Source organism: Streptomyces sp. NBC_00859 (assembly GCF_045161865.1).
GTDB lineage: Bacteria > Actinomycetota > Actinomycetes > Streptomycetales > Streptomycetaceae > Streptomyces.
The window spans coordinates 919,206-940,034 of the sequence record NZ_CP108826.1 but is presented as its reverse complement, the minus strand read 5'-3'; the positions used below and the strand labels follow the sequence as shown (position 1 = coordinate 940,034).

17 protein-coding genes and 1 pseudogene are annotated in these 20,829 nt (G+C 70.4%); 11 read left to right on the top strand and 7 right to left on the bottom strand.

All coding sequences use genetic code 11. The features are described 5' to 3' along the window. Positions 1–2: 2 nt before the first annotated feature. Positions 3–1,493 carry a M1 family metallopeptidase gene (locus OG584_RS03915; protein ID WP_405774980.1) on the bottom strand — a complete coding sequence of 497 codons (1,491 nt, stop codon included), beginning with the start codon at positions 1,491–1,493 and terminating at the stop codon, positions 3–5. A 188-nt stretch (positions 1,494–1,681) separates the two neighbouring features. Here OG584_RS03915 and OG584_RS03910 point away from each other — a divergent pair, with 188 nt between their 5' ends. Beyond that, positions 1,682–3,319 carry an ABC-F family ATP-binding cassette domain-containing protein gene (locus OG584_RS03910; protein WP_405774978.1) on the top strand — a complete coding sequence of 546 codons (1,638 nt, stop codon included), beginning with the start codon at positions 1,682–1,684 and terminating at the stop codon, positions 3,317–3,319. Between the two features lie 71 nt (positions 3,320–3,390). On the opposite strand, the gene OG584_RS03905 is transcribed toward OG584_RS03910, so the two are convergent. From OG584_RS03905 to OG584_RS03895, 3 genes are all read right to left on the bottom strand, one after another. Continuing rightward, a complete protein-coding gene (locus OG584_RS03905; protein WP_405774976.1) occupies positions 3,391–5,826 on the bottom strand; it encodes a Tex family protein in 2,436 nt (811 codons plus the stop codon). Positions 5,827–5,998: 172 nt separating this feature from the next. After that, positions 5,999–6,856 (bottom strand): SCO6745 family protein, encoded by an 858-nt coding sequence (locus OG584_RS03900; protein WP_405774974.1) that lies wholly within the window; start codon positions 6,854–6,856, stop codon positions 5,999–6,001. A 147-nt stretch (positions 6,857–7,003) separates the two neighbouring features. Continuing rightward, positions 7,004–7,783: an enoyl-CoA hydratase/isomerase family protein gene (locus OG584_RS03895; protein ID WP_405774972.1), complete on the bottom strand. Its 780-nt coding sequence runs from the start codon at positions 7,781–7,783 to the stop codon at positions 7,004–7,006. A 253-nt stretch (positions 7,784–8,036) separates the two neighbouring features. Here OG584_RS03895 and OG584_RS03890 point away from each other — a divergent pair, with 253 nt between their 5' ends. Further along, positions 8,037–8,540 carry an ATP-binding protein gene (locus OG584_RS03890; protein WP_405783876.1) on the top strand — a complete coding sequence of 168 codons (504 nt, stop codon included), beginning with the start codon at positions 8,037–8,039 and terminating at the stop codon, positions 8,538–8,540. Here OG584_RS03890 and idi read toward each other — a convergent pair. The 3 genes and pseudogenes from idi to galE form a co-directional block, all read right to left on the bottom strand. Next, complete coding sequence (gene idi, locus OG584_RS03885) at positions 8,506–9,066, bottom strand: isopentenyl-diphosphate Delta-isomerase (RefSeq protein WP_405774971.1); 561 nt, start codon at positions 9,064–9,066, stop codon at positions 8,506–8,508. The genes OG584_RS03890 and idi overlap by 35 nt on opposite strands. Positions 9,067–9,233: 167 nt before the next feature. Continuing rightward, positions 9,234–9,971: pseudogene (locus OG584_RS03880) on the bottom strand (class I SAM-dependent methyltransferase); the annotation flags it as partial. Between the two features lie 189 nt (positions 9,972–10,160). After that, on the bottom strand, positions 10,161–11,144 hold the full coding sequence (gene galE / locus OG584_RS03875) for a UDP-glucose 4-epimerase GalE (protein WP_405774969.1): 984 nt from the start codon (positions 11,142–11,144) through the stop codon (positions 10,161–10,163). Between the two features lie 253 nt (positions 11,145–11,397). Between galE and OG584_RS03870 the strand changes: the two genes are divergently transcribed. From OG584_RS03870 to hpnD, 9 genes are all read left to right on the top strand, one after another. Next, on the top strand, positions 11,398–13,173 hold the full coding sequence (locus OG584_RS03870; RefSeq protein WP_405783874.1) for a DUF5941 domain-containing protein: 1,776 nt from the start codon (positions 11,398–11,400) through the stop codon (positions 13,171–13,173). Then, positions 13,170–13,922 (top strand): sugar phosphate nucleotidyltransferase, encoded by a 753-nt coding sequence (locus OG584_RS03865; protein WP_405774967.1) that lies wholly within the window; start codon positions 13,170–13,172, stop codon positions 13,920–13,922. Before OG584_RS03870 ends, OG584_RS03865 begins: the two co-directional genes overlap by 4 nt. Then, on the top strand, positions 13,910–14,971 hold the full coding sequence (locus OG584_RS03860; RefSeq protein ID WP_405774965.1) for an iron-containing alcohol dehydrogenase family protein: 1,062 nt from the start codon (positions 13,910–13,912) through the stop codon (positions 14,969–14,971). Before OG584_RS03865 ends, OG584_RS03860 begins: the two co-directional genes overlap by 13 nt. Next, complete coding sequence (locus tag OG584_RS03855) at positions 14,949–15,728, top strand: CDP-alcohol phosphatidyltransferase family protein (RefSeq protein ID WP_405774963.1); 780 nt, start codon at positions 14,949–14,951, stop codon at positions 15,726–15,728. Before OG584_RS03860 ends, OG584_RS03855 begins: the two co-directional genes overlap by 23 nt. 50 nt (positions 15,729–15,778) lie before the next feature. Next, the gene (locus tag OG584_RS03850) at positions 15,779–16,624 is read left to right on the top strand and encodes a glycosyltransferase family 2 protein (RefSeq protein WP_405783872.1); all 846 of its coding nucleotides are present in this window, start codon (positions 15,779–15,781) and stop codon (positions 16,622–16,624) included. A gap of 97 nt (positions 16,625–16,721) precedes the next feature. Further along, the gene (locus tag OG584_RS03845; protein WP_405774961.1) at positions 16,722–17,651 is read left to right on the top strand and encodes an ABC transporter permease; all 930 of its coding nucleotides are present in this window, start codon (positions 16,722–16,724) and stop codon (positions 17,649–17,651) included. Continuing rightward, the gene (locus tag OG584_RS03840) at positions 17,644–18,429 is read left to right on the top strand and encodes an ABC transporter ATP-binding protein (RefSeq protein ID WP_405774959.1); all 786 of its coding nucleotides are present in this window, start codon (positions 17,644–17,646) and stop codon (positions 18,427–18,429) included. Before OG584_RS03845 ends, OG584_RS03840 begins: the two co-directional genes overlap by 8 nt. Before the next feature lie 485 nt (positions 18,430–18,914). Continuing rightward, on the top strand, positions 18,915–19,835 hold the full coding sequence (gene hpnC / locus OG584_RS03835) for a squalene synthase HpnC (protein WP_405774957.1): 921 nt from the start codon (positions 18,915–18,917) through the stop codon (positions 19,833–19,835). Next, a complete protein-coding gene (hpnD, locus tag OG584_RS03830; protein ID WP_405774955.1) occupies positions 19,832–20,782 on the top strand; it encodes a presqualene diphosphate synthase HpnD in 951 nt (316 codons plus the stop codon). Before hpnC ends, hpnD begins: the two co-directional genes overlap by 4 nt. The last annotated feature ends 47 nt before the right edge of the window (positions 20,783–20,829 follow it).

Here is a 20,829-nt window from a genome sequence, read left to right as displayed (position 1 = left end):
GGTCAGCGGTCGTGGACGCTGTGCGTCCGCTCGATCTGCGCCCAGGACTTCGGCGGTACGGGCCGGGCTTCCGGGTGCGCTGTCCGTGCCTGCTTCGCCGCGGATGCGGCGGGCTTGGACGGGGTGAACAGCCAGGTGTCGAAGAACGCGGCCAGCGGCTTCCCCGAGACCTGCTCGGCGTACTTCTCGAAGTCGGCGACGGAGGCGTTGCCGTAGGCGTGCTCGGCGGGCCACCCCTTCAGTACCTTGAAGAACGCGGTGTCACCGATCTTGTCGCGCAGCGCCTGGATGGCGAGCGCGCCCCGGTCGTACACGGCGGCATCGAACTGGTTCGCGGCGCCGGGGTCGCCCGGCTTCACCTTCCAGAACGCGTCGTCGGCAGGGTGGGAGGCGTACACGTAGTCCGCCAGTTCCTGTGCCGTCCCGTCGCCCTGGCTCTCCGACCAGAGCCACTCGGCGTAGGAGGCGAAGCCCTCGTTGATCCAGATGTCCTTCCAGCCCTTGAGCGACACGTCGTCGCCGTACCACTGGTGAGCCAGCTCATGGACGATCACCGAGACGTTGGCGCCGTTCGCGAACTGCTTGGGGCTGTAGAAGGGGCGGGTCTGGGTCTCCAGCGCGTACCCGGTGGTGGTGTTCGGGACATATCCGCCGAGAGCGCTGAAGGGATACGGGCCGAAGTACCCGCTCAGCCAGTCCGCCACCTCACCGGTCCGCTCCACGCTGGCGCGCGCCGCACCGTCGTTGTCGCCCAGGTCCTTGCTGTAGGCGTTGACGACGGGCACGCCTGCCGCAGTGGTCCCGGTGGTGATGTCGAACCTGCCGACGGCCAGCGTCGTCAGGTAGGTCGCCTGCGGCTTGTTGGAGCGCCAGTTGTACGTGGTCCGGCCGAGCTGCGAACTCTGCGACTGGAGCACACCGTTGCTGATCGCCTGGGTGCCGTCGGGCACCGAGACCGACACGTCGTACGTGGCCTTGTCGAGCGGGTGGTCGTTGCTCGGGAACCACCACCACGCCGACTCGGGCTCGTCCGCCGCGACGGCGCCGTCCGGCGTGCGGTGCCAGGTGGAGAAGCCGTACGCCGACTTGGTGGAGGGCACACCGCTGTAGCGGACGACTACGGTGACGGCGGAGCCCTTGGCGAGGCCCTTGGCCGGGGTGACCACCAGCTCGTGCTGGCCGGATGTGGTGAAGGAGGCTTTGGCGCCGTTGACGCGCACCTCGCTCACATCCAGCAGGAAGTCCAGATCGAACCGTGAGAGATCCTGGGTGGCGGTTGCCAGGATCGTGGCGGTCCCGTCCAGCCGGTCGGTCGACGGCTGGTACTTCAGCTTGAGGTCGTAGTGCGAGACGTCGTAGCCGCCGTTGCCGTACGCCGGGTAGTAGGGGTCGCCGATGCCCGGGGCCCCGGGCGTGAAGCCGGCCGCCGATGCCGGGATCGCCAGCAGGAGCGAGGCCGCGAGCACGCTCGGGACGATGAGTCTGCGGTGCACTGATGCTCCAAGTCGTGGGGGTCGTGGTGGTGTCCGACCTTATTCAGCCCACCCGCAACTGGTCATGTCCACGGTCACTCCTGTCACAGGATCGCCATTCGGCCGTCATGGAGCCTCCGGCGCGGAGTCCGCCGTTGTCCCGGCCGGATCCGGGCCGCGCCCGCAGCCCGATTAGGATCGGTCCCCTCATGACTGCAACCCTTGTCGCCAAAGATCTCGCCGCGGGCCACGGCGACCGCTCGCTCTTCTCCGGCCTCGACCTCGTCGTGGCACCGGGAGACGTGATCGGTCTCGTCGGTGTGAACGGCGCCGGCAAATCGACGCTGCTGCGGCTCCTCGCTGGGCTGGACACCCCGGAGGAGGGCGAGCTGAGGCTCTCGCCGCCCACCGCCACCGTCGGCCATCTCCCGCAGGAGCCCGAGCGGCGAGAGGGCGAGACCGTGCGTGACTTCCTCGCCCGGCGTACCGGAGTGGCCGCGGCGCAGATCGCCATGGACGAGGCCACCCAGGGCCTGGTCGACGGGGTCGCGGGCGCCGACGACGCGTACTCCACCACGCTGGAGCGCTGGCTCGATCTCGGCGGGGCCGATCTCGACGAGCGCGCCGATGAAGTGGCGGCGTCACTGGGACTGACCATCGGTCTCGACCAGCCGATGACCTCGCTCTCCGGCGGCCAGGCGGCCCGCGCCGGTCTCGCGTCGCTGCTGCTCTCGCGGTACGACGTGTTCCTGCTCGACGAGCCGACGAACGACCTCGATCTCGACGGCCTCGAACGTCTTGAGCGCTTCGTCACCGGGCTGCGCGCGGGCACCGTCGTCATCAGCCACGACCGCGAGTTCCTGACCCGCACCGTCACCAAGGTCCTCGAACTGGACCTGGCCCAGCAGCAGATCACGCTGTACGGCGGCGGGTACGCGGGATATCTGGAGGAGCGGGAGACGGCCCGCAGGCATGCCAGGGAGGAGTTCGACGAGTTCGCCGACAAAAAGGCGGCCCTCGAAGGCCGGGCCCAGATGCAGCGCGGCTGGATGGACAAGGGCGTCAAGAACGCCCGCCGCAAGGCCACCGACAACGACAAGATCGGCCGGAAGTTCCGCAGTGAGGCGAGCGAGAAGCAGGCTGCCAAGGCCCGGCAGACGCAGCGCATGATCGAGCGCCTCGACGTGGTGGACGAACCCCGCAAGGAGTGGGAGCTGCGCATGGAGATCGCGGCCGCTCCGCGCTCCGGCTCCGTGGTGGCCACGCTGCGCGACGCGACGGTCGTCCGCGGGGACTTCACCTTCGGCCCCGCGCACCTCCAGATCGACTGGGCGGACCGCGTCGCCATCACCGGAGCCAACGGGGCGGGCAAGTCCACCCTGCTCGGCGCGTTGCTGGGCCGAGTCCCGCTGGACACCGGGCACGCGGCGCTCGGCCCCGGTGTCGTGGTCGGCGAGGTCGACCAGGCCCGCGGGCTCTTCTACGGCACGCAGACGCTGCTGGCCGCGTTCTGCGCGGCTGTTCCCGACACCGAGCCCGCCGAAGTCCGTACGCTCCTGGCCAAGTTCGGCCTGAAAGCGGCGCACGTCCTGCGCCCCGCGACGACCCTCTCGCCGGGGGAGCGGACCAGGGCGGCCCTCGCGCTTCTGCAGGGCAGGGGCGTCAACCTCCTGGTGCTGGACGAGCCCACGAACCACCTGGACCTGGAGGCCATCGAGCAGCTGGAGTCGGCGCTCGGCTCGTACGAGGGGACGCTGCTGCTGGTCACCCACGACCGCCGGATGCTCGACGCGGTGCGTACGACGCGCCGCGTCGAGGTGGCCGGCGGCAAGGTCACGGAGGTCTGAGCCGGCCCCCCGCCGCGGCCGGGCGGGCGCAGGCCCGCCCGGCGCTTTCCGCCGAGCGGAGCCGGGCCTGGTCAGCCGCGGCGCGAGTCCCGGCCCTTGCCCTGACCGGGGTCCGTGAGACCGGCCCGCCGAAGGGCGTCCGCCATCGCGCTGTTGGCCGGCGCGGGGGCCGAGGGTGCCTTGCCACCGCCACCGCCACCGCCACCGCCACCGCCACCGCGCCGGGCGCCTCCGCCCTGCCGCTGCTGCGGAGGACGGCCACCGCCCTGGCCGCTCTGTGCCCGCTTGCCCCGGTCCTGCCGCTCCCCGCCGCCCGGCTTGGCCCCGGCCTCGTCGTCGAGCCGCAGCGTCAGCGAGATCCGCTTGCGCGGGATGTCGACGTCCATCACCTTCACCTTGACGATGTCGCCCGGCTTGACGACGTCACGAGGGTCCTTGACGAACGTCCTGGAGAGTGCGGACACATGGACCAGACCGTCCTGGTGGACACCGATGTCCACGAACGCGCCGAACGCGGCGACATTCGTGACCACGCCCTCGAGGACCATGCCGGCCGTCAGGTCACCCAGCTTCTCGACGCCTTCCTTGAACGTGGCGGTCCGGAAAGCGGGCCGCGGGTCGCGGCCGGGCTTCTCCAGTTCCCGCAGGATGTCCGTCACGGTCGGCAGCCCGAAGGTGTCGTTCACGAAGTCGGCCGGGTCCAGTGAGCGCAGCAGCGCCGCGTTGCCCACGAGCGAGCCGCCGCCCGCCTGCTTGGCCATCGTCCGCACCACCGGGTACGCCTCCGGGTGCACGCTCGACGCGTCCAGCGGGTCGTCGCCGTCCCGGATGCGCAGGAAGCCCGCGCACTGCTCGTACGCCTTGGGCCCCAGCCGCGCCACATCCTTGAGGGCCCTGCGCGACCGGAAGGGGCCGTTGGTGTCGCGGTGCGCCACGATGTTCTCGGCGAGCCCCGACCCGATCCCGGAGACCCGCGAGAGCAGCGGGGCCGACGCGGTGTTGACGTCCACGCCGACACCGTTCACACAGTCCTCGACCACCGCGTCCAGCGAACGGGAGAGCTTCACCTCGGAGAGGTCGTGCTGGTACTGCCCGACCCCGATCGACTTGGGGTCGATCTTGACCAGTTCGGCGAGCGGGTCCTGGAGCCTGCGGGCGATCGACACCGCGCCCCGGAGGGTGACGTCCATGTCGGGCAGCTCCTGCGATGCGAACGCCGACGCCGAGTAGACGGAGGCACCCGCCTCGGAGACCATCACCTTGGTCAGCTGCAACTCGGGGTGTTTCGCGCACAGTTCACCGGCCAGCTTGTCCGTCTCGCGCGACGCGGTGCCGTTGCCGATCGCGATCAGGTCGACCGAGTGCTCCTTCGCCAGCCGGGCCAGCTTGGCCAGTGCCTCGTCCCACCGGTTCGCGGGAACATGCGGGTGGATCACGTCGGTGGCCACGACCTTGCCGGTCGCGTCCACGACGGCGACCTTCACGCCCGTACGGAACCCCGGGTCGAGTCCGAGCGTGGCTCGGGTGCCGGCGGGAGCGGCCAGCAGCAGGTCGCGCAGATTGGACGCGAAGACCTTCACCGCGTCGTCCTCCGCGGCCGTCCGCAGCCGCAGCCTCAGGTCGATCCCCAGGTGCACCAGGATGCGGGTGCGCCAGGACCAGCGCACCGTATCGGCGAGCCACTTGTCGCCCGGCCTGCCGCGGTCGGCCACCCCGAACCGCCGGGCGATCGCCGACTCGTAAGCGGAAGGCCCCTCGGTCTCCGAAGGCCCTTCCGGCTCCAGCACCAGATCGAGGACGTCCTCCTTCTCGCCCCGCAGCATCGCCAGCACCCGGTGCGAGGGCAGCGCGGTGAACGCCTCAGCGAAGTCGAAGTAGTCGGCGAACTTGGCGCCCGCCTCCTCCTTGCCGTCCCGTACCTTCGCCGTCAGCCGCCCCCGGGCCCACATCCGCTCGCGGAGCTCACCGATGAGGTCGGCGTCCTCGCCGAACCGCTCGGTGAGGATGGCCCGCGCGCCCTCCAGCGCGGCGGCCGGGTCGGCGATGTCCTTGTCCGTACCGGCGAACGCCGCGGCGGAGGCGAGCGGTTCCGCCGAGGGGTCGGTCAGCAGGAGGTCGGCGAGCGGTGCGAGACCGGCCTCCCGCGCGATCTGCGCCTTGGTCCTGCGCTTCGGCTTGAAGGGCAGGTAGATGTCCTCCAGCCGGGCCTTCGTCTCGGCCGCCCTGATCTGCGCCTCCAGCGCGGCATCGAGCTTGCCCTGCTCCCGTACGGACTCAAGAACTGCCGTCCGCCGCTCCTCCAGTTCCCGCAGATAGCGCAGCCGCTCCTCGAGGGTGCGCAGTTGCGCGTCGTCGAGCATCTCGGTCGCTTCCTTGCGGTAGCGCGCGATGAACGGCACGGTGGAGCCGCCGTCGAGCAGCTCGACAGCTGCCTTCACCTGCCGTTCCCGGACGCCGAGCTCCTCCGCGATCCTGCTTTCGATGGAAACTGGGGTGGTCGTGGTCACGATCCCGTACCGCCTTCTCGCTGAGCTTGCCGCGTTCTCCCGGAGCAGCCTCCGGCCCCCGCCGGGCGAACGGACCGCCGGTGGGAGCCGGACCGCTGTCGGGCGGGGAAACAGTGCATCAGCATTGTGGCAGGCGGCGCCGGCGGAGCGGGGATCACGCCCGTCCGGCGGATCAGCCGGTGGCGCTGGAAGGGAAGGCGCCCGCCTGCGCCGCGGCGCCGAGGAAGCCCCGCGCGAGTTCGGTGAGCCGTTCCACGCCTTCGGCGCCGAGGTGCTCGTACGGTGCGAGGTCGAGGCGGTCGGTGTCCGACTCCACGTCCTGGCGCAGCTGCGTCCCCGCGTCGGTGAGGCCGCCCTCCGCGTCCAGGATCCCTCGTCCGCGCAGGCGCTGCGCTGCCGCGTCCCAGTCGGTCTTGTGCCATCCGCGCGTGGCGAGGATCCAGCGGGGCGCCATGCCCTTGCCGGTCGCGGTATGGCTCACCAGCGCCTCCAGCGGGTCGAGTCCGGCGGTGAGCAGCACGGCGAGATGGCCGTCGCCCCGGTGCTCGCGCAGCAGCGTCGCGGCATGCCAGAACGCCAGATGAGGCTGCTCGGGGACCGGCAGGTCGGCGTGCGCGGCGTAGAGCGGGCGGGCATGCCGCGAGCAGGCCTCGGCGGCCCGCAGGGCGAGCTCCGCCGCCTCCTCCATCGCACCGGACACGACCGCCTCCTCACCGAGGAGCCTTCGCAGTGTGGCGTCGGCGGCGCGAAGCCGGGCGTCGAGCACGGTCTGTGGTGAGGCGGTCTCCCACACCGCGGGAACGTGCCGGCCGATCAGCTCGGGGTTGAAGTTGTAGAACGTGGCGGCGATCGTGCCGGGCCCCACCGCCCCCATCGCCGCACCGCGCCCGGCGAAATACGCTGCGCTCGCGTCGTCGATGCCGACACCCGCGAGCTGCTCGGCGAAGTCGGGGGAGAAGTAGAGCGTCGAGTGCAGCGGGTTGACGGAGTTGTGGCAGTGACGGCCGGCGCGCGGCTGGAGCGATGTCATGAAGACAATGTTACCGACTGGTCGGTACGTGTGAAAAGGAGGGGAGCCGCTGCTCGGGGTGCGACCCGCGGCCGCCGTACGACGACGCGGGCTCGCCGCTGAGGGCCCCGGCCGGCCTGGTCGCGGGGCTGCGCGGCAAGAGCCGCTTCAGCCTTCAGCAGTGCTCCGCGGGGCCGCTCCGGGCCGGGGGGTCCAGGTGAATCGGGGCTCCCGTCGCTCCAGGAACGCCGCCACCCCCTCCGCCGGGTCGTCGGAGCCCCGCGCCGTCGCCCGCCAGTACGCGCCCCGGTCGTCCCGGCCGGCGGCGAACTCCTTGGCCGCGGTCTGCGTCAGCTGCGAGCGCGACACCAGCACCTGGCTGAACTCCGCCACCCGGGGGCCGAGCATGTCCCCGGGCGTCACCTCGTCAAGCAGTCCGGACCGCAGCGCATGGTCCGTGCCGATCAACTCGGCCGAAAACAGCAGGTACTTGGCGGTGGCCGGGCCGACCAGGGAGACCAGTCGCCCGGTGGACGCCGCCGGATAGACGATCCCGAGCTTCGCGGGAGTCACTCCAAAGAGGGACCCCTCCTCGGCGAAGCGCAGATCGCAGGCGGCCGCCAGCTGACAGCCGCCGCCCACGCAGTACCCGCGCACGGCGGCGAGAGTCGGCTTGGGGAAGGAGGCGAGAGCCTCCTCGGCGGCGACCGCGAGCTGCTGGGGATCCTCGGCGGGGTCCCGGAGTGTCGATATGTCGGCGCCGGCGCAGAAGGTGTTGCCCGCGCCGGTGAGTACCAGGACCCGTACAGCGGCGTCGTCCGCCAGCCGGCCGAGCAGCACCGGGAGGGACCGCCACATGGCCGCCGTCATGGCGTTGCGTTTGGCGGGGTTGCTGATGACGACGGTGGCGACCCCGTCGGTGACGGTGTGCTCCAGCTGCGGATCCATGCGCCGGATGCTATCCGGGCCGTCCGTGAAGGCGATTGGCCAGGGGCCGCGCGGCGGATACCGCGAAGCCCCTTCGGATGGCTGCTGCTGATCGCTGGGAGGCCAGAAGCAGTCATATGCCAGACAGTGGCAGTCGCATTCCGTCGACTAACGCCGATTCGTGCTGACTTCTGTTCAGCTGCTCGGTACGGACCAGCTCATTCCCAACACTCGATACGTGGTCACCATCGAGCGCGAGGGCGGGAGCCGGGATATGGAGAGCCGCGGGAGCAACAGCCCGCTGGGCCCGGCGGTAGCCGGCTCCCTGCCCTACGAAGGCGTCTGGAGGTTCACGGCGCCCGCGATCGACGTCTCCGTGCCGCAGGCGCGCCATGCCGTACGCGATCTCCTGGCGCGGCAGCAGGTTCCGGTCGGCGGTGAAACCGTCCAGGGCCTGCTGCTGATCGTCTCCGAGCTCGTCACCAACGCGGTACGCCACGCCGCGCTGCTCTCCCCTGAGGTCGCCGTGGAGGTCGCCGTCGGGAGCTCCTGGATCCGGGTCTCCGTCGAGGACAACCACCCGTACCGCCCGAAGGCGCTGGAGGCGGACCAGGGTCAGACCGGCGGGCGCGGGCTGATGCTCGTACGCGAGATCACCGCGGAGTCCGGCGGGACCTGCGGTGTCGAGCAGACGGCGAGCGGCGGCAAGGTCATCTGGGCCGCACTGCCGCTCGCCCCCCTCGTCACCAGCCCCCGCTCGGCCCCGTCAGCTCTCTGACCGCGGGGCGCGCGGCGTCGAGCACCGTCATGAACCACGACGAGAACGGCTCGGCCGAGTGCCGTTCGGCCAGTTCGGCGGCAGTGACGAACGCGGTGTCGTCGACCTCGTCGGGGTCCGGCCGCAGTTCGGCCTGGGCGAGCCCGACGAACAGGTGGTTGAACTCCTGCTCCACCAGGCCCGAGTCGGGGTCCGGGTGGTTGTAACGCACTGTGCCCGCCTCGGCGAGCAGCTGCGGTGAGATCCCCAACTCCTCGTAGGTGCGGCGGGCCGCCGCCGCGAACGGGGATTCGCCCGGATAAGGGTGCCCGCAGCAGGTGTTGGACCACACGCCGGGGGAGTGGTATTTGCCGAGCGCCCGACGCTGGATCAGCAGCCGCCCCGCCCCGTCGAAGAGGAACACCGAGAAGGCCCGGTGCAGCTGACCGGGTGCCTGGTGTGCGGCGAGCTTCTCCGCCGTTCCGATGGTCCTGCCGCTCTCATCGACCAGTTCGAGCATGATCGCTTCTGCTGCGCCGTTCGACATAACCATCCTTCGCATCGGGCGTCACCGGCTCCTCAGTCTGCCGTACAAAAGCGGCTTGTCCGCACTTCGGAGCGCGGGACGTGTCGGTGCCCCCGCCACACTGTGTGGCGGGGGCACCGACCGGAATATCAGAATTCGCAGGCCATCGGGAAACCGGCCCCGCCCATCGGGCGCAGCACATATGCCGCATAACCGTATTCGCCGCCGTGATCGCGGTACATGGCGAGTTCCTCGCGGCTGCCCGCCAGCGCCTGTTCCATGGCAGGGTTTTCGGCCACCGCGGTGGCCACCCGCTCGGCGAGCGGGGCGTAGTACTCGGCCCAGTCGCCCGCGGGCTGCTCGTACATTCCCAGGACGCGGTAGCCCGCTGCTTCGGCCGCCATCGCCGCCTCGCCCGCGGTGCGCAGCAAGGATCCCGAGGCCTCCCAGAAGGCACGGCACTCGGCCGTCGGCTCGTCCGTGGTCCACACGCACTCGGTGACGACGAGGGCGCCGCCGGGTGCGAGCAGCCGCCGCCAGCTGCGCAGGGCGTGGTCGGAGCCGATGATGTACGCGGAGCCCTCGGCCCAGACGAGATCGAACGAGCCGTCCGGGAAAGGGAGTTCGCCCATGTCCGCCACGACCGTACGGATCGATCCGCTCAGCCCGCGGTCAGCGGCGCTCTGCCGCAGCTGTGCCAGGAAGGGCTCGTGCAGATCCACGGCGGTGACGTCTGCGCCCGCCTCGGCGGCGAGGACCAGGGATGCCCGGCCCGGCCCGCAGCCCAGGTCGAGTACGCGCGGCCGCTCGGGGAGCGCACCCGTGAAGGAGAGCAGGGTGCGCGTGGTCGCGTCGGAGCCGGGGCTCTGACGCGGGAGACCGTGGTGCAGGGCGAAGAATGCTTCAGGGACAGAGGTCTCTGGCAACGTGGAAGTCCTTGAGTGAGGAGCTGTTGAGGTGGGGTCGGGTGCTGCGCGGGGCAGCGTTCACTGCGACGGTCATCAACCTCAGCTCCTCTCATGAACGGCCCCGAAGGGTAACACCCGGCCTTCGCCGCGCCCATTCCTCCGTCGCCTGCCACCAGCCCCGCAGACCTCAGCCCCGCAGGGCGCGGATCAGGTGCGGCGTGCCTCGGGGTGTCGCAGGCACCAGCCCTCCCAGGCGGACTCGATCATCTCGCGCACCCCGCGCGAGGCCTTCCAGCCCAGCTCCCCGGCGATCAGCTCGCTGGACGCGACCGAGACCGCGGCGTCACCGGGGCGCCGGGGCTCGATCACGGGCGACACCGGGAGCCGGGTGACGGACGAGACGAGGTCGGCCACCTCACGTACCGATACGCCCGCACCGCGGCCCACATTGACTGTGAGATCCCCGGCACCGCCGTCGCCGGACAGCTTGCGGGCCACCGCTACATGGGCCTCGGCGAGATCGCTGACATGGATGTAGTCACGGATGCAGGTGCCGTCGGGTGTGGGGTAGTCCGCGCCGAAGATCCTCGGGTCCTCCCCGCGGGTCAGCCGGTCGAAGAACATCGGGATCACGTTGTAGACGCCTACGTCGGCCAGGCCGGGGGCCGCGGCGCCCGCCACGTTGAAGTAACGCAGGCAGGCGGTGGAGAGCCCGTGCGCCTTGCCCGTGGCCCGTACGAGCCACTCGCCGGCCAGCTTCGTCTCGCCGTACGGATTGATCGGCACACAGGGGGTCGACTCGGTGACCAGCTCCACATCCGGGACGCCGTACACGGCGGCCGACGAGGAGAAGAGGAACCGCCGGACCCCGGCCGCTACCACGGCCTCCAGTACCACCGTCAGGCCGTGCACGTTGTCCCGGTAGTAGCTCAGCGGCTGCTCGACGGACTCCCCGACCTGCTTCTTGCCCGCCAGGTGAACCACGCCGGTCACCCGGTTCTCCGCCAGCGTCGCGTCGAGGAGCCCGCGGTCCTGCACCGATCCGCGGATGAGCCGGACGCCGGCCGGAAGGCGCTCGGCGATCCCGCTCGACAGATCGTCGAGGACGACAACCCGCTCGCCGGCCTCCAGCATCGCCCGCGCCACATGCGCTCCGATGTACCCCGCCCCACCTGTGATCAGCCACGTCATATCGGCCACCCTATGGGACGCCCCCGACCCGCCCGCCCTGGTGGCCCCGGGGCACGGTTTGTGGGGCGGGGCATGGATCGATCATGATGACCGCGGCAGGTGGCGCGGAGCCGTGCCCCCTCGGGTCGGGACGTAAACGGCCCGTGAACTCCTGCTTCAGTTCATCCGATAGCCTCTGCCGACATGCCGCCCGCCCCTGCCGGGAACGGGCCGTCTCCGCGTGTGTTGCGCCAGCTCCAAGGAGTGAGTTCGTCTGTCGACCGCCATCCTCGCCGGTGCGCCGGTACCCGGATCGTCGCTGGAGGGCGATCTGCGGTCGCTGGGCTTCGACGTACGCACCGCAGCCGACGCGGCTGAGACCGCGAAGCTGCTCACCACTGCCCCCGCCGACGAGCGCGTCGCGGTCGTCGACACCCGTTTCGTCGGCCACCTCCACTCGCTCCGCCTCGCGCTGACCGACCCCCGCTTCGCGGCGGCCGCGGTGCCCGGCGCGCTCGCCGTCCAGCCCGAGGCGCGCCCCGCGCTCAACCGGGTGCTGCCCGGCTCGGACCCCGGCCCCGACGCGCTTGCCGCGGCCCTGGACAGCGCAGGGACCCCCGTACAGCGGCCCGAGCTGGGCACGCTGATCGCCTCGGTCCCGCAGGACCCGCAGAGCCGCCACGAGGCCAGGGCCGCCGTCGCGGCCGTCGACGACGAGGCCGTCCGCCTCCGGACGGCCGTGAAGTCCCGCGACGGCTTCTTCACCACGTACTGCATCAGCCCCTACTCGCGGTACATCGCACGCTGGTGCGCCCGCCGGGGTCTGACGCCGAATCAGGTCACCACGGCGTCGCTGGTCACCGCGCTCATAGCGGCGGCCTGCGCCGCGACCGGCACCCGCGGCGGTTACATCGCCGCCGGTGTCCTGCTGATCTGCTCCTTCGTCCTGGACTGCACGGACGGGCAGCTCGCCCGGTACTCGCTCCAGTACTCGACGCTCGGCGCCTGGCTGGACGCGACCTTCGACCGCGCCAAGGAGTACGCCTACTACGCGGGGCTCGCCCTGGGCGCGGCACGCAACGGCGACGACATCTGGGTACTGGCCCTGGGCGCGATGGTCCTCCAGACCTGCCGTCACGTCGTGGACTTCTCGTTCAACGAGGCCAACCACGACGCCACCGCCAACACGAGCCCCACCGCCGCCCTCTCCGACAAGCTCGACAGCGTCGGATGGACGGTGTGGGTGCGCCGCATGATCGTGCTCCCGATCGGTGAACGCTGGGCGATGATCGCCGTGCTCACCGCGGTGACGACCCCCCGGATCGTCTTCTACGCGCTCCTCGTCGGGTGCGCACTGGCCGCCTGCTACACGACGGCCGGCCGGATCCTGCGCTCGCTGACCCGCCGGGCCACCCGCACCGACCGCGCGGCACAGGCACTGGCCGACCTCGCCGATTCCGGACCGCTCGCCCAGCTCTTCGCACGGTTCCTCAGGGCACCGCGGAGCGCCCTGCCGGTGATCGCGTTCCTGGGCGGTGCGCTCGTGGTGGCCGTATCGCTCTTCGCCCCCGTCGGCAGCTGGTGGCCCGCCCTGGCCGCCGTCGGGTACTGCGCACTCTCCGGAGCAGCCGTCTCGCGTCCGCTCAAGGGCGCCCTCGACTGGCTGGTGCCTCCGGTCTTCCGGGCTGCCGAATACGTCACGGTCCTCGTGCTCGCGGCCCGCTCCGACCTCCAGGGGGCGGTGCCCGCGGCCTTCGGCCTCGTGGCGGCCGTCGCCTACCATCACTACGACACGGTGTACCGCATCAAGGGCGGCACGGGCGCGCCCCCCCGGTGGCTGGTGCGTACGATCGGCGGCCAGGAAGGCCGGACGCTGGTGGTGGCCGCGCTCGCCGCCGTACTGACTTCCCCGCACACCGACGGCACCGGTTTCACTGTCGCGCTCACGGTTCTCGCCGTGGCCGTGGCGATCGTGGTGCTCGCGGAGAGCATCCGCTTCTGGGTGTCCTCCGGAGCACCTGCTGTACATGACGAAGGAGAACCCGCATGATCGGCCTCGTACTGGCGGCAGGCGCAGGCAGGCGCCTGCGCCCCTACACCGACACGCTGCCCAAGGCCCTCGTGCCCGTCGGCCCCGAGGGGGAGGGTGAGCCGACGACCGTTCTCGACATCGCGCTGAGCAACTTCGCCGAGGTCGGACTGACCGAGGTCGCCGTCGTCGTCGGCTACCGCAAGGAAGCGGTGTACGCGCGCCGGGCGGAGTTCGAGGCCAAGTACGGCGTCACGATCACGCTGATCGACAACGACAAGGCCGAGGAGTGGAACAACGCCTACTCCCTCTGGTGCGCCCGCGAGGTGCTCAAGCAGGGCGTGATCCTCGCCAACGGCGATACCGTGCACCCGGTCTCCGTGGAGAAGACGCTGCTCGCCGCGCGTGGCGAAGGCCGGCGGATCGTGCTCGCCCTCGACGCGGTGAAGCACCTTGCCGACGAGGAGATGAAGGTCATCACTGACGGCACCGACGCGGTGACCAGGATCACCAAGCTGATGGACCCCGCGACAGCCACCGGCGAGTACATCGGCGTCACCCTCATCGAGGCCGAGGCCGCCGAAGAGCTCGCCGACGCGCTCAAGGTCACCTTCGAGCGCGACCCGGACCTCTACTACGAGGACGGCTACCAGGAGCTGGTGAACCGCGGCTTCCGTATCGACGTGGCCCCGATCGGCGATGTGGCCTGGGTGGAGATCGACAACCACGACGACCTCGCGAAGGGCCGTGGCATCGCGTGCCAGTACTGACCCGGCTCATCCCGTCCCCGGTCGTCGTCGACATCAGCAGCGGCGCCCTCGACGACCTGGCCGGGCTCCTCGCCGACCAGCGGATCTCGGCGTCCGGCAAGCTCGCTGTCGCCGTCAGTGACGGGTCGGGACAGGCACTGCGCGAGAAGCTCGCGCCGGTGCTGCCCGGGGCCGACTGGTACTCCGTGGCGGGGGGCACCATCGACGCCGCCGTGCAGCTCGCCGACGACATCAAGGGCAAGCGGTACGACGCCGTGGTCGGCCTCGGCGGCGGCAAGATCATCGACGTGGCGAAGTACGCGGCCGCACGGGTGGGCCTGCCGATGGTCGCCGTCGCGACTAACCTCTCGCACGACGGCCTGTGCTCGCCGGTGTCGACGCTGGACAACGACAACGGACGCGGCTCCTACGGGGTCCCGACCCCCATCGCCATGGTCATCGACCTCGACGTGGTCCGTGAGGCGCCGGCCCGCTTCGTCCGCTCCGGCATCGGCGACGCGATCTCCAACATCTCGGCCATCGCCGACTGGGAGCTGTCGCACAAGGTCACCGGCGAGGCGGTCGACGGACTGGCCGCGGCCATGGCCCGTACGGCAGGAGAAGCCGTACTGCGCCACCCCGGCACAATCGGCGACGACGAGTTCCTCACGGTGCTCGCCGAAGGGCTTGTCCTCTCCGGTATCGCGATGTCGATCAGCGGCGACACCAGGCCCTCATCCGGCGCCTGCCACGAGATCAGCCACGCCTTCGACCTCCTCTTCCCCAAGCGCGCAGCCAGCCACGGCGAGCAGTGCGGACTGGGCGCGGCCTTCGCGATGCACCTGCGGGGAGCGTTCGAGCAGTCCGGCCTCTTCGCCGAGGTGCTGCGCAGGCACGGCCTGCCCGTACTGCCCGCGGAGATCGGCTTCAGCGTGGACGAGTTCGTCCAGGCCGTCGAGTACGCCCCGCAGACACGCCCCGGGCGCTTCACGATCCTCGAACACCTCAACCTGTCCGCAGACCAGATCAAGGACTCTTACGCCGACTATGCAAAAGCCATCGGTAGCTGAACTCCGCCCGGTCGTACACCCTCCGGGCGTCAAGGACCGGCGGAGTGGCGAGCACTGGGGAGGCCGGCTCTACATGCGGGAGATCTCCCTGCGTGTCGACCGGCACCTGGTGAACACGCGGATCACGCCCAACCAGCTGACCTACGTCATGACCGTCGCCGCCGCCTTCGCCGCCCCCGCCCTCCTGGTGCCGGGGATCTGGGGCGCGGTACTCGGCGTGCTGATGGCCCAGCTCTATCTGCTTCTCGACTGCGTCGACGGTGAGGTCGCCCGCTGGAAGAAGCAGTACTCGATGGTCGGCGTCTACGTGGACCGCGTAGCCGCCTATGTGCTCGACGCCGCGGTCCTCGTCGGCTTCGGTCTGCGCGCGGCCGACATCTGGGGCTCGGGGCGGATCGACTGGCTGTGGGCCTTCCTCGGCACTCTCGCCGCGCTCGGCGCCATCATGATCAAGTCGGAGACCGACCTGGTCGGTGTCGCCCGTCACCAGCAGGGGCTGCCGCCCGTCAAGGAGACGGCGTCCGAGCCGCGCTCCTCAGGCATGGCGCTGGCCCGCAGGGCGGCCGGGGCGCTGAAGTTCCACCGGCTCGTCCTCGGGATCGAGGCGTCGCTGCTGATCCTGGTCCTTGCGATCGTGGACCAGATCAGGGGGGACCTGTTCTTCACCCGGCTCGGCGTCGCCGTGCTGGCCGGCATCGCGCTCCTGCAGTCCCTGCTCCACCTCGTGTCCGTCCTCGCCTCCAGCAGGCTCAAGTGACGGCCGCCGCCGCGGGCAGCCCCGCGAAGGTCGGCGCGGTCATCATCACGATGGGCAACCGCCCCGACGAGCTGCGTGCCCTGCTCGACTCGGTCGCCAAGCAGGACGGCGACCCGGTCGAGGTCGTCGTGGTCGGCAACGGAGCACCCGTGCCGGACGTCCCCGCGGGCGTACGGACCGTCGAGCTGCCCGAGAACCTGGGCATCCCCGGCGGCCGCAACGTCGGCATCGAGGCCTTCGGCCCGGCCGGCACCGACGTCGACATCCTGCTCTTCCTGGACGACGACGGGCTTCTCCCGAACACCGACACGGCCGAGCTGTGCCGCCGGGCCTTCGCCTCCGACCCCGAGCTGGGCATCATCAGCTTCCGGATCGCCGACCCGGACACCGGGGTCACCCAGCGCCGCCACGTCCCGCGGCTGCGCGCGTCCGACCCCATGCACTCCTCACGGGTCACGACCTTCCTCGGCGGGGCCAACGCCGTACGGTCCAAGGTCATCGCCGAGGCCGGGCCGCTTCCCGGCGAGTTCTTCTACGCGCACGAGGAGACCGACCTCGCCTGGCGGGCCCTCGACGCCGGCTGGATGATCGACTACCGGTCCGACATGGTGCTCCACCACCCGACGACAGCGCCGTCCCGGCACGCGGTCTACCACCGCATGGTGGCCCGCAACCGCGTCTGGCTGGCCCGCCGGAACCTCCCCGCGCCGCTGGTGCCGGTCTATCTGGGGGTGTGGATGCTGCTCACACTGGTGCGCCGCCCCTCCGGAGCCGCGCTCAAGGCCTGGTTCGGCGGCTTCAAGGAGGGCTGGACGACGCCCTGTGGACCCCGGCGGCCAATGAAATGGCGTACCGTCTGGCGGCTGACCCGACTGGGTCGGCCTCCGGTGATCTGAGAAGCTCGATTCTGAGAGCATCGGACGTACCTTGGGACCCGGCATCCGCGCCCGGCCCCGATCCGGCAGCGCATCTTGAACACGAAAGTTTCAACTTGTGAGTGACACAACCCACGACGGCGCGGTCGCACTGAGCGACCGCCCGTCTCCGGACGACGGTCTGTCCTCGGCCGAGCTGGCCGGGAAGTACGGCCTGTCGGTGAGCGGTGCCCGGCCTGGGCTCATGGAGTACGTCCGCCAGATCTGGGGACGGCGCCACTTCATCCTGGCCTTCTCGTCCGCGAAACTGTCGGCCCAGTACAGCCAGGCCAAGCTGGGCCAGGTCTGGCAGGTGGCGACCCCGCTGCTCAACGCGGCGGTCTACTACTTCATCTTCGGCCTGCTCCTCGACACCAAGCGGGGGCTGACGCACGACGTCTTCATCCCCTTCCTGGTGACCGGGGTCTTCGTCTTCACCTTCACGCAGAGCTCGGTGATGGCCGGTGTCCGGGCGATCTCGGGCAACCTCGGGCTGGTGAGGGCGCTGCACTTCCCGCGGGCCTCGCTGCCCGTGTCCTTCGCGCTGCAGCAGCTCCAGCAGCTGCTGTACTCGATGATCGTGCTGATCGTGGTCGCCGTCTGCTTCCACAGCTATCCCTCGCTGTCCTGGCTCCTCGTCATCCCGATTCTCGCGCTGCAGTTCGTGTTCAACACGGGCCTCGCTCTGATCATGGCCAGGCTCGGCAGCAAGACGCCGGACCTCGCGCAGCTGATGCCGTTCATCATGCGCACCTGGATGTACGCGTCGGGCGTGATGTTCTCCATCTCGGTCATGCTCAAGGGCAAGCCGCAGTGGATCGCTCACGTGCTCCAGTGGAACCCGGCGACCGTCTACATGGACCTCGTCCGGTACGCCATGATCGACGGATACGGTCCCGAGAACCTGCCCCCGCACGTCTGGGCGGCCGCGGCGGGCTGGGCGGTCCTGCTCGGCGTCGTGGGCTTCGTGTACTTCTGGAAGGCTGAGGAGCGGTACGGCCGTGGCTGAGGAAACCATTCAGGGGCACATCCCCACCGTCATCGCCGACGATGTGCACATCGTGTACCGGGTCAACGCCGGCGGCGGTGGCAAGGGCGCGGCCACGGCGGCGCTCAGCCGGATCGTCGGCAAGGACCGGAGCGCCGCCCGCGGCGTCCGCAAGGTGCACGCCGTCCGTGGTGTGACCTTCACGGCCTACCGCGGCGAGGCCATCGGCCTCATCGGCTCCAACGGCTCCGGCAAGTCCACGCTGCTGCGGGCCATCGCCGGCCTGCTGCCGACGGAGAGCGGCAAGGTCTACACCGACGGCCAGCCGTCGCTGCTGGGCGTCAACGCGGCCCTGATGAACGACCTCACGGGCGAGCGGAACGTCATTCTCGGTGGTCTGGCCATGGGGATGTCACGTGAGGAGATCCGCGACCGCTACCAGGGGATCGTCGACTTCTCCGGCATCAACGAGAAGGGTGACTTCATCACCCTGCCGATGCGGACGTACTCCTCCGGCATGGCGGCGAGGCTCCGGTTCTCCATCGCGGCGGCCAAGAACCACGACGTCCTGATGATCGACGAGGCGCTGGCCACCGGTGACCGCAAGTTCCAGATCCGTTCGGAACAGCGCATCCGCGAGCTCCGCAAGGAGGCCGGCACGGTCTTCCTCGTCAGCCACAGCAACAAGTCGATCAGGGACACCTGCGACCGCGTCCTGTGGCTGGAGAAGGGCGAATTGCTGATGGACGGCCCGACCGAAGAGGTCGTCAAGGCGTACGAGAAGGAGACCGGCAAGTAGCGGCCGGATCCACCTTCTCGGATTCGTGGCAGCGGCCCCCGCCGGAATATTCCGGCGGGGGCCGCTGCCACGAATCGGGGCGTCGGTCGCCCACCCGGTCCGGCCGCGGCCCGACACGCCGGTCCGAGCGGGGTGTTCAACCCCCTGACAGCCCGTCGCACACAGGTTCCTGTGAGTCAAGTGATCGTCAAGTACTGTGCCTGCGGGGAAGGTTGTAGAGGATTGAAGTGTTCTTGTAATAGGTGCTGTACCCCGCTGACGTGCCAGTCGTTGTACAACGTAAGCTGTACCGGTGCTGATTCAAGGCAAGTGGGGCAATAACCCTGCGTCGCCAACCCGGCGTCGCCTTGCCTGACAGTCTGCGCGGCGTGTCCGAAATGGGTTGTATTGAGTCGGCAGTGTAGAACGGGAGATGTGACGGCAATGGCAACGGACGTGTCCCAGCTCCGCGATGGTCTCGCCGTTCCCGCGCCTGGAAGCATGCGGTGACGGGCGTCCGGGACGCGGGCGCCGACAGCCATGCGCGCGCCACACTGGACAAGGCGTCCGGGGAGAACTTCCCCGTAGCCCCGTTCTTCCTGCCGCGGGCGTGGCGCGACGACCTGATGGCGGTGTACGGCTACGCCCGGCTCGTCGACGACATCGGTGACGGTGACCTCGCGTCACCCGCCGCCGAAGCGCGGCTCCTGGGCCTCGACCCCGCGAAGGCCGACGACCGCATCGCGATGCTGGACGCCTTCGAGGAGGACCTCCACCGGGTCTTCGCCGGACCGGGCGAGCCGCCGCTCCACCCCATCCTCCGCACGCTCCGGGCGACCGTCCGCCGCTGCGCCCTCACCCCCGAACCGTTCCTCGGGCTCATCGCGGCCAACCGCCAGGACCAGACCGTCCGGCGCTACGAGACCTACGAGGACCTCATCGCCTACTGCGAGCTCTCGGCCAACCCCGTCGGCCGCCTCGTCCTGCAGATCACGGGCACGGCGAGCCCCGAGCGCATCCGGCGCTCCGACGCCGTCTGCACGGCGCTGCAGATCGCCGAGCACCTCCAGGACGTCGCCGAGGACCTCGGCCGTGACCGCATCTACCTTCCCGCCCAGGACATGAAGGAGTTCCACGTCCAGGAGGCGGATCTGGCGGTGCCGAGCGCGGGCGCATCGGTGCGCGCGCTGGTCGCCTACGAAGCCGAACGCGCCCGCGAGCTGCTGAATGAGGGCGCGCCGCTGGTGGGCAGCGTCCACGGCAGGCTCAAATTGCTGCTCGCCGGGTTCGTGGCCGGTGGAAGCGCCGCTCTCCAGGCGGTGTCCGCCGCGGGATTCGACGTGCTTCCCGGACCGCCCAAACCCACCAAGCTCGGCCTGCTGCGCGAAATGGGAGCCGTGCTGCGAGGAACGCGTAGAGAGGGGTGAGCCGGACCGTGGAGGCACAGACGCCGGTTTCGGGGCCCGTGATGGCCGCGTACACGTACTGCGAGGCAGTGACGGGACAGCAGGCGCGGAATTTCGCGTACGGCATCAGGCTGCTGCCCGCCGACAAGCGGCAGGCGATGTCCGCGCTGTACGCGTTCTCGCGGCGCGTCGACGACATCGGCGACGGGGAGCTGGCACCCGGCATCAAGCGGGAGCGGCTGGAGTCGACCCGTGACCTCCTCGGACGGATCCGCGAAGGAGCAGTCGACGAGGACGACACCGACCCGGTCGCCGTCGCGCTGACCGACGCGGCACGCCGCTTCCCGATCCCGCTCGGCGGGCTCGACGAACTCATCGACGGCGTACTGATGGACGTACGCGGTGAGACCTACGAGACCTGGGACGACCTGGAGGTCTACTGCCGGTGTGTCGCCGGTGCCATCGGCAGGCTCTCGCTCGGCATCTTCGGCAACGCCGCGAGCGCGGCCGCCGCCGACCGGGCGTCCCAGTACGCCGACACGCTCGGCCTCGCGCTCCAGCTCACCAACATCCTCCGGGACGTACGTGAGGACGCGGGCAACGGGCGCACCTATCTGCCCGCCGACGACCTCGCCAAATTCGGCTGCTCGGACGGCTTCGGCGCCACGACGCCGCCCGCGGGCTCCGACTTCACGGGGCTGATGCACTTCGAGGTCCGCCGCGCCCGCAGCCTCTTCGCCGAGGGATACCGGCTGCTGCCCTTCCTCGACCGTCGCAGCGGGGCCTGCGTCGCCGCGATGGCCGGCATCTACCGCCGCCTCCTGGACCGCATCGAACGCGACCCCGAGGCGGTCCTGCGCGGCCGGGTCTCGCTTCCGGGCCGGGAGAAGGCCTACGTCGCGGTCCGCGGCCTCTCCGGTCTCGACACCAGGAACATCACACGTCAGAGCGCCCGGAGGCGCGCCTGATGCCCCTCGACAGACCCGGTCCGCCACCTGCTGCCCAGTGGCACTCA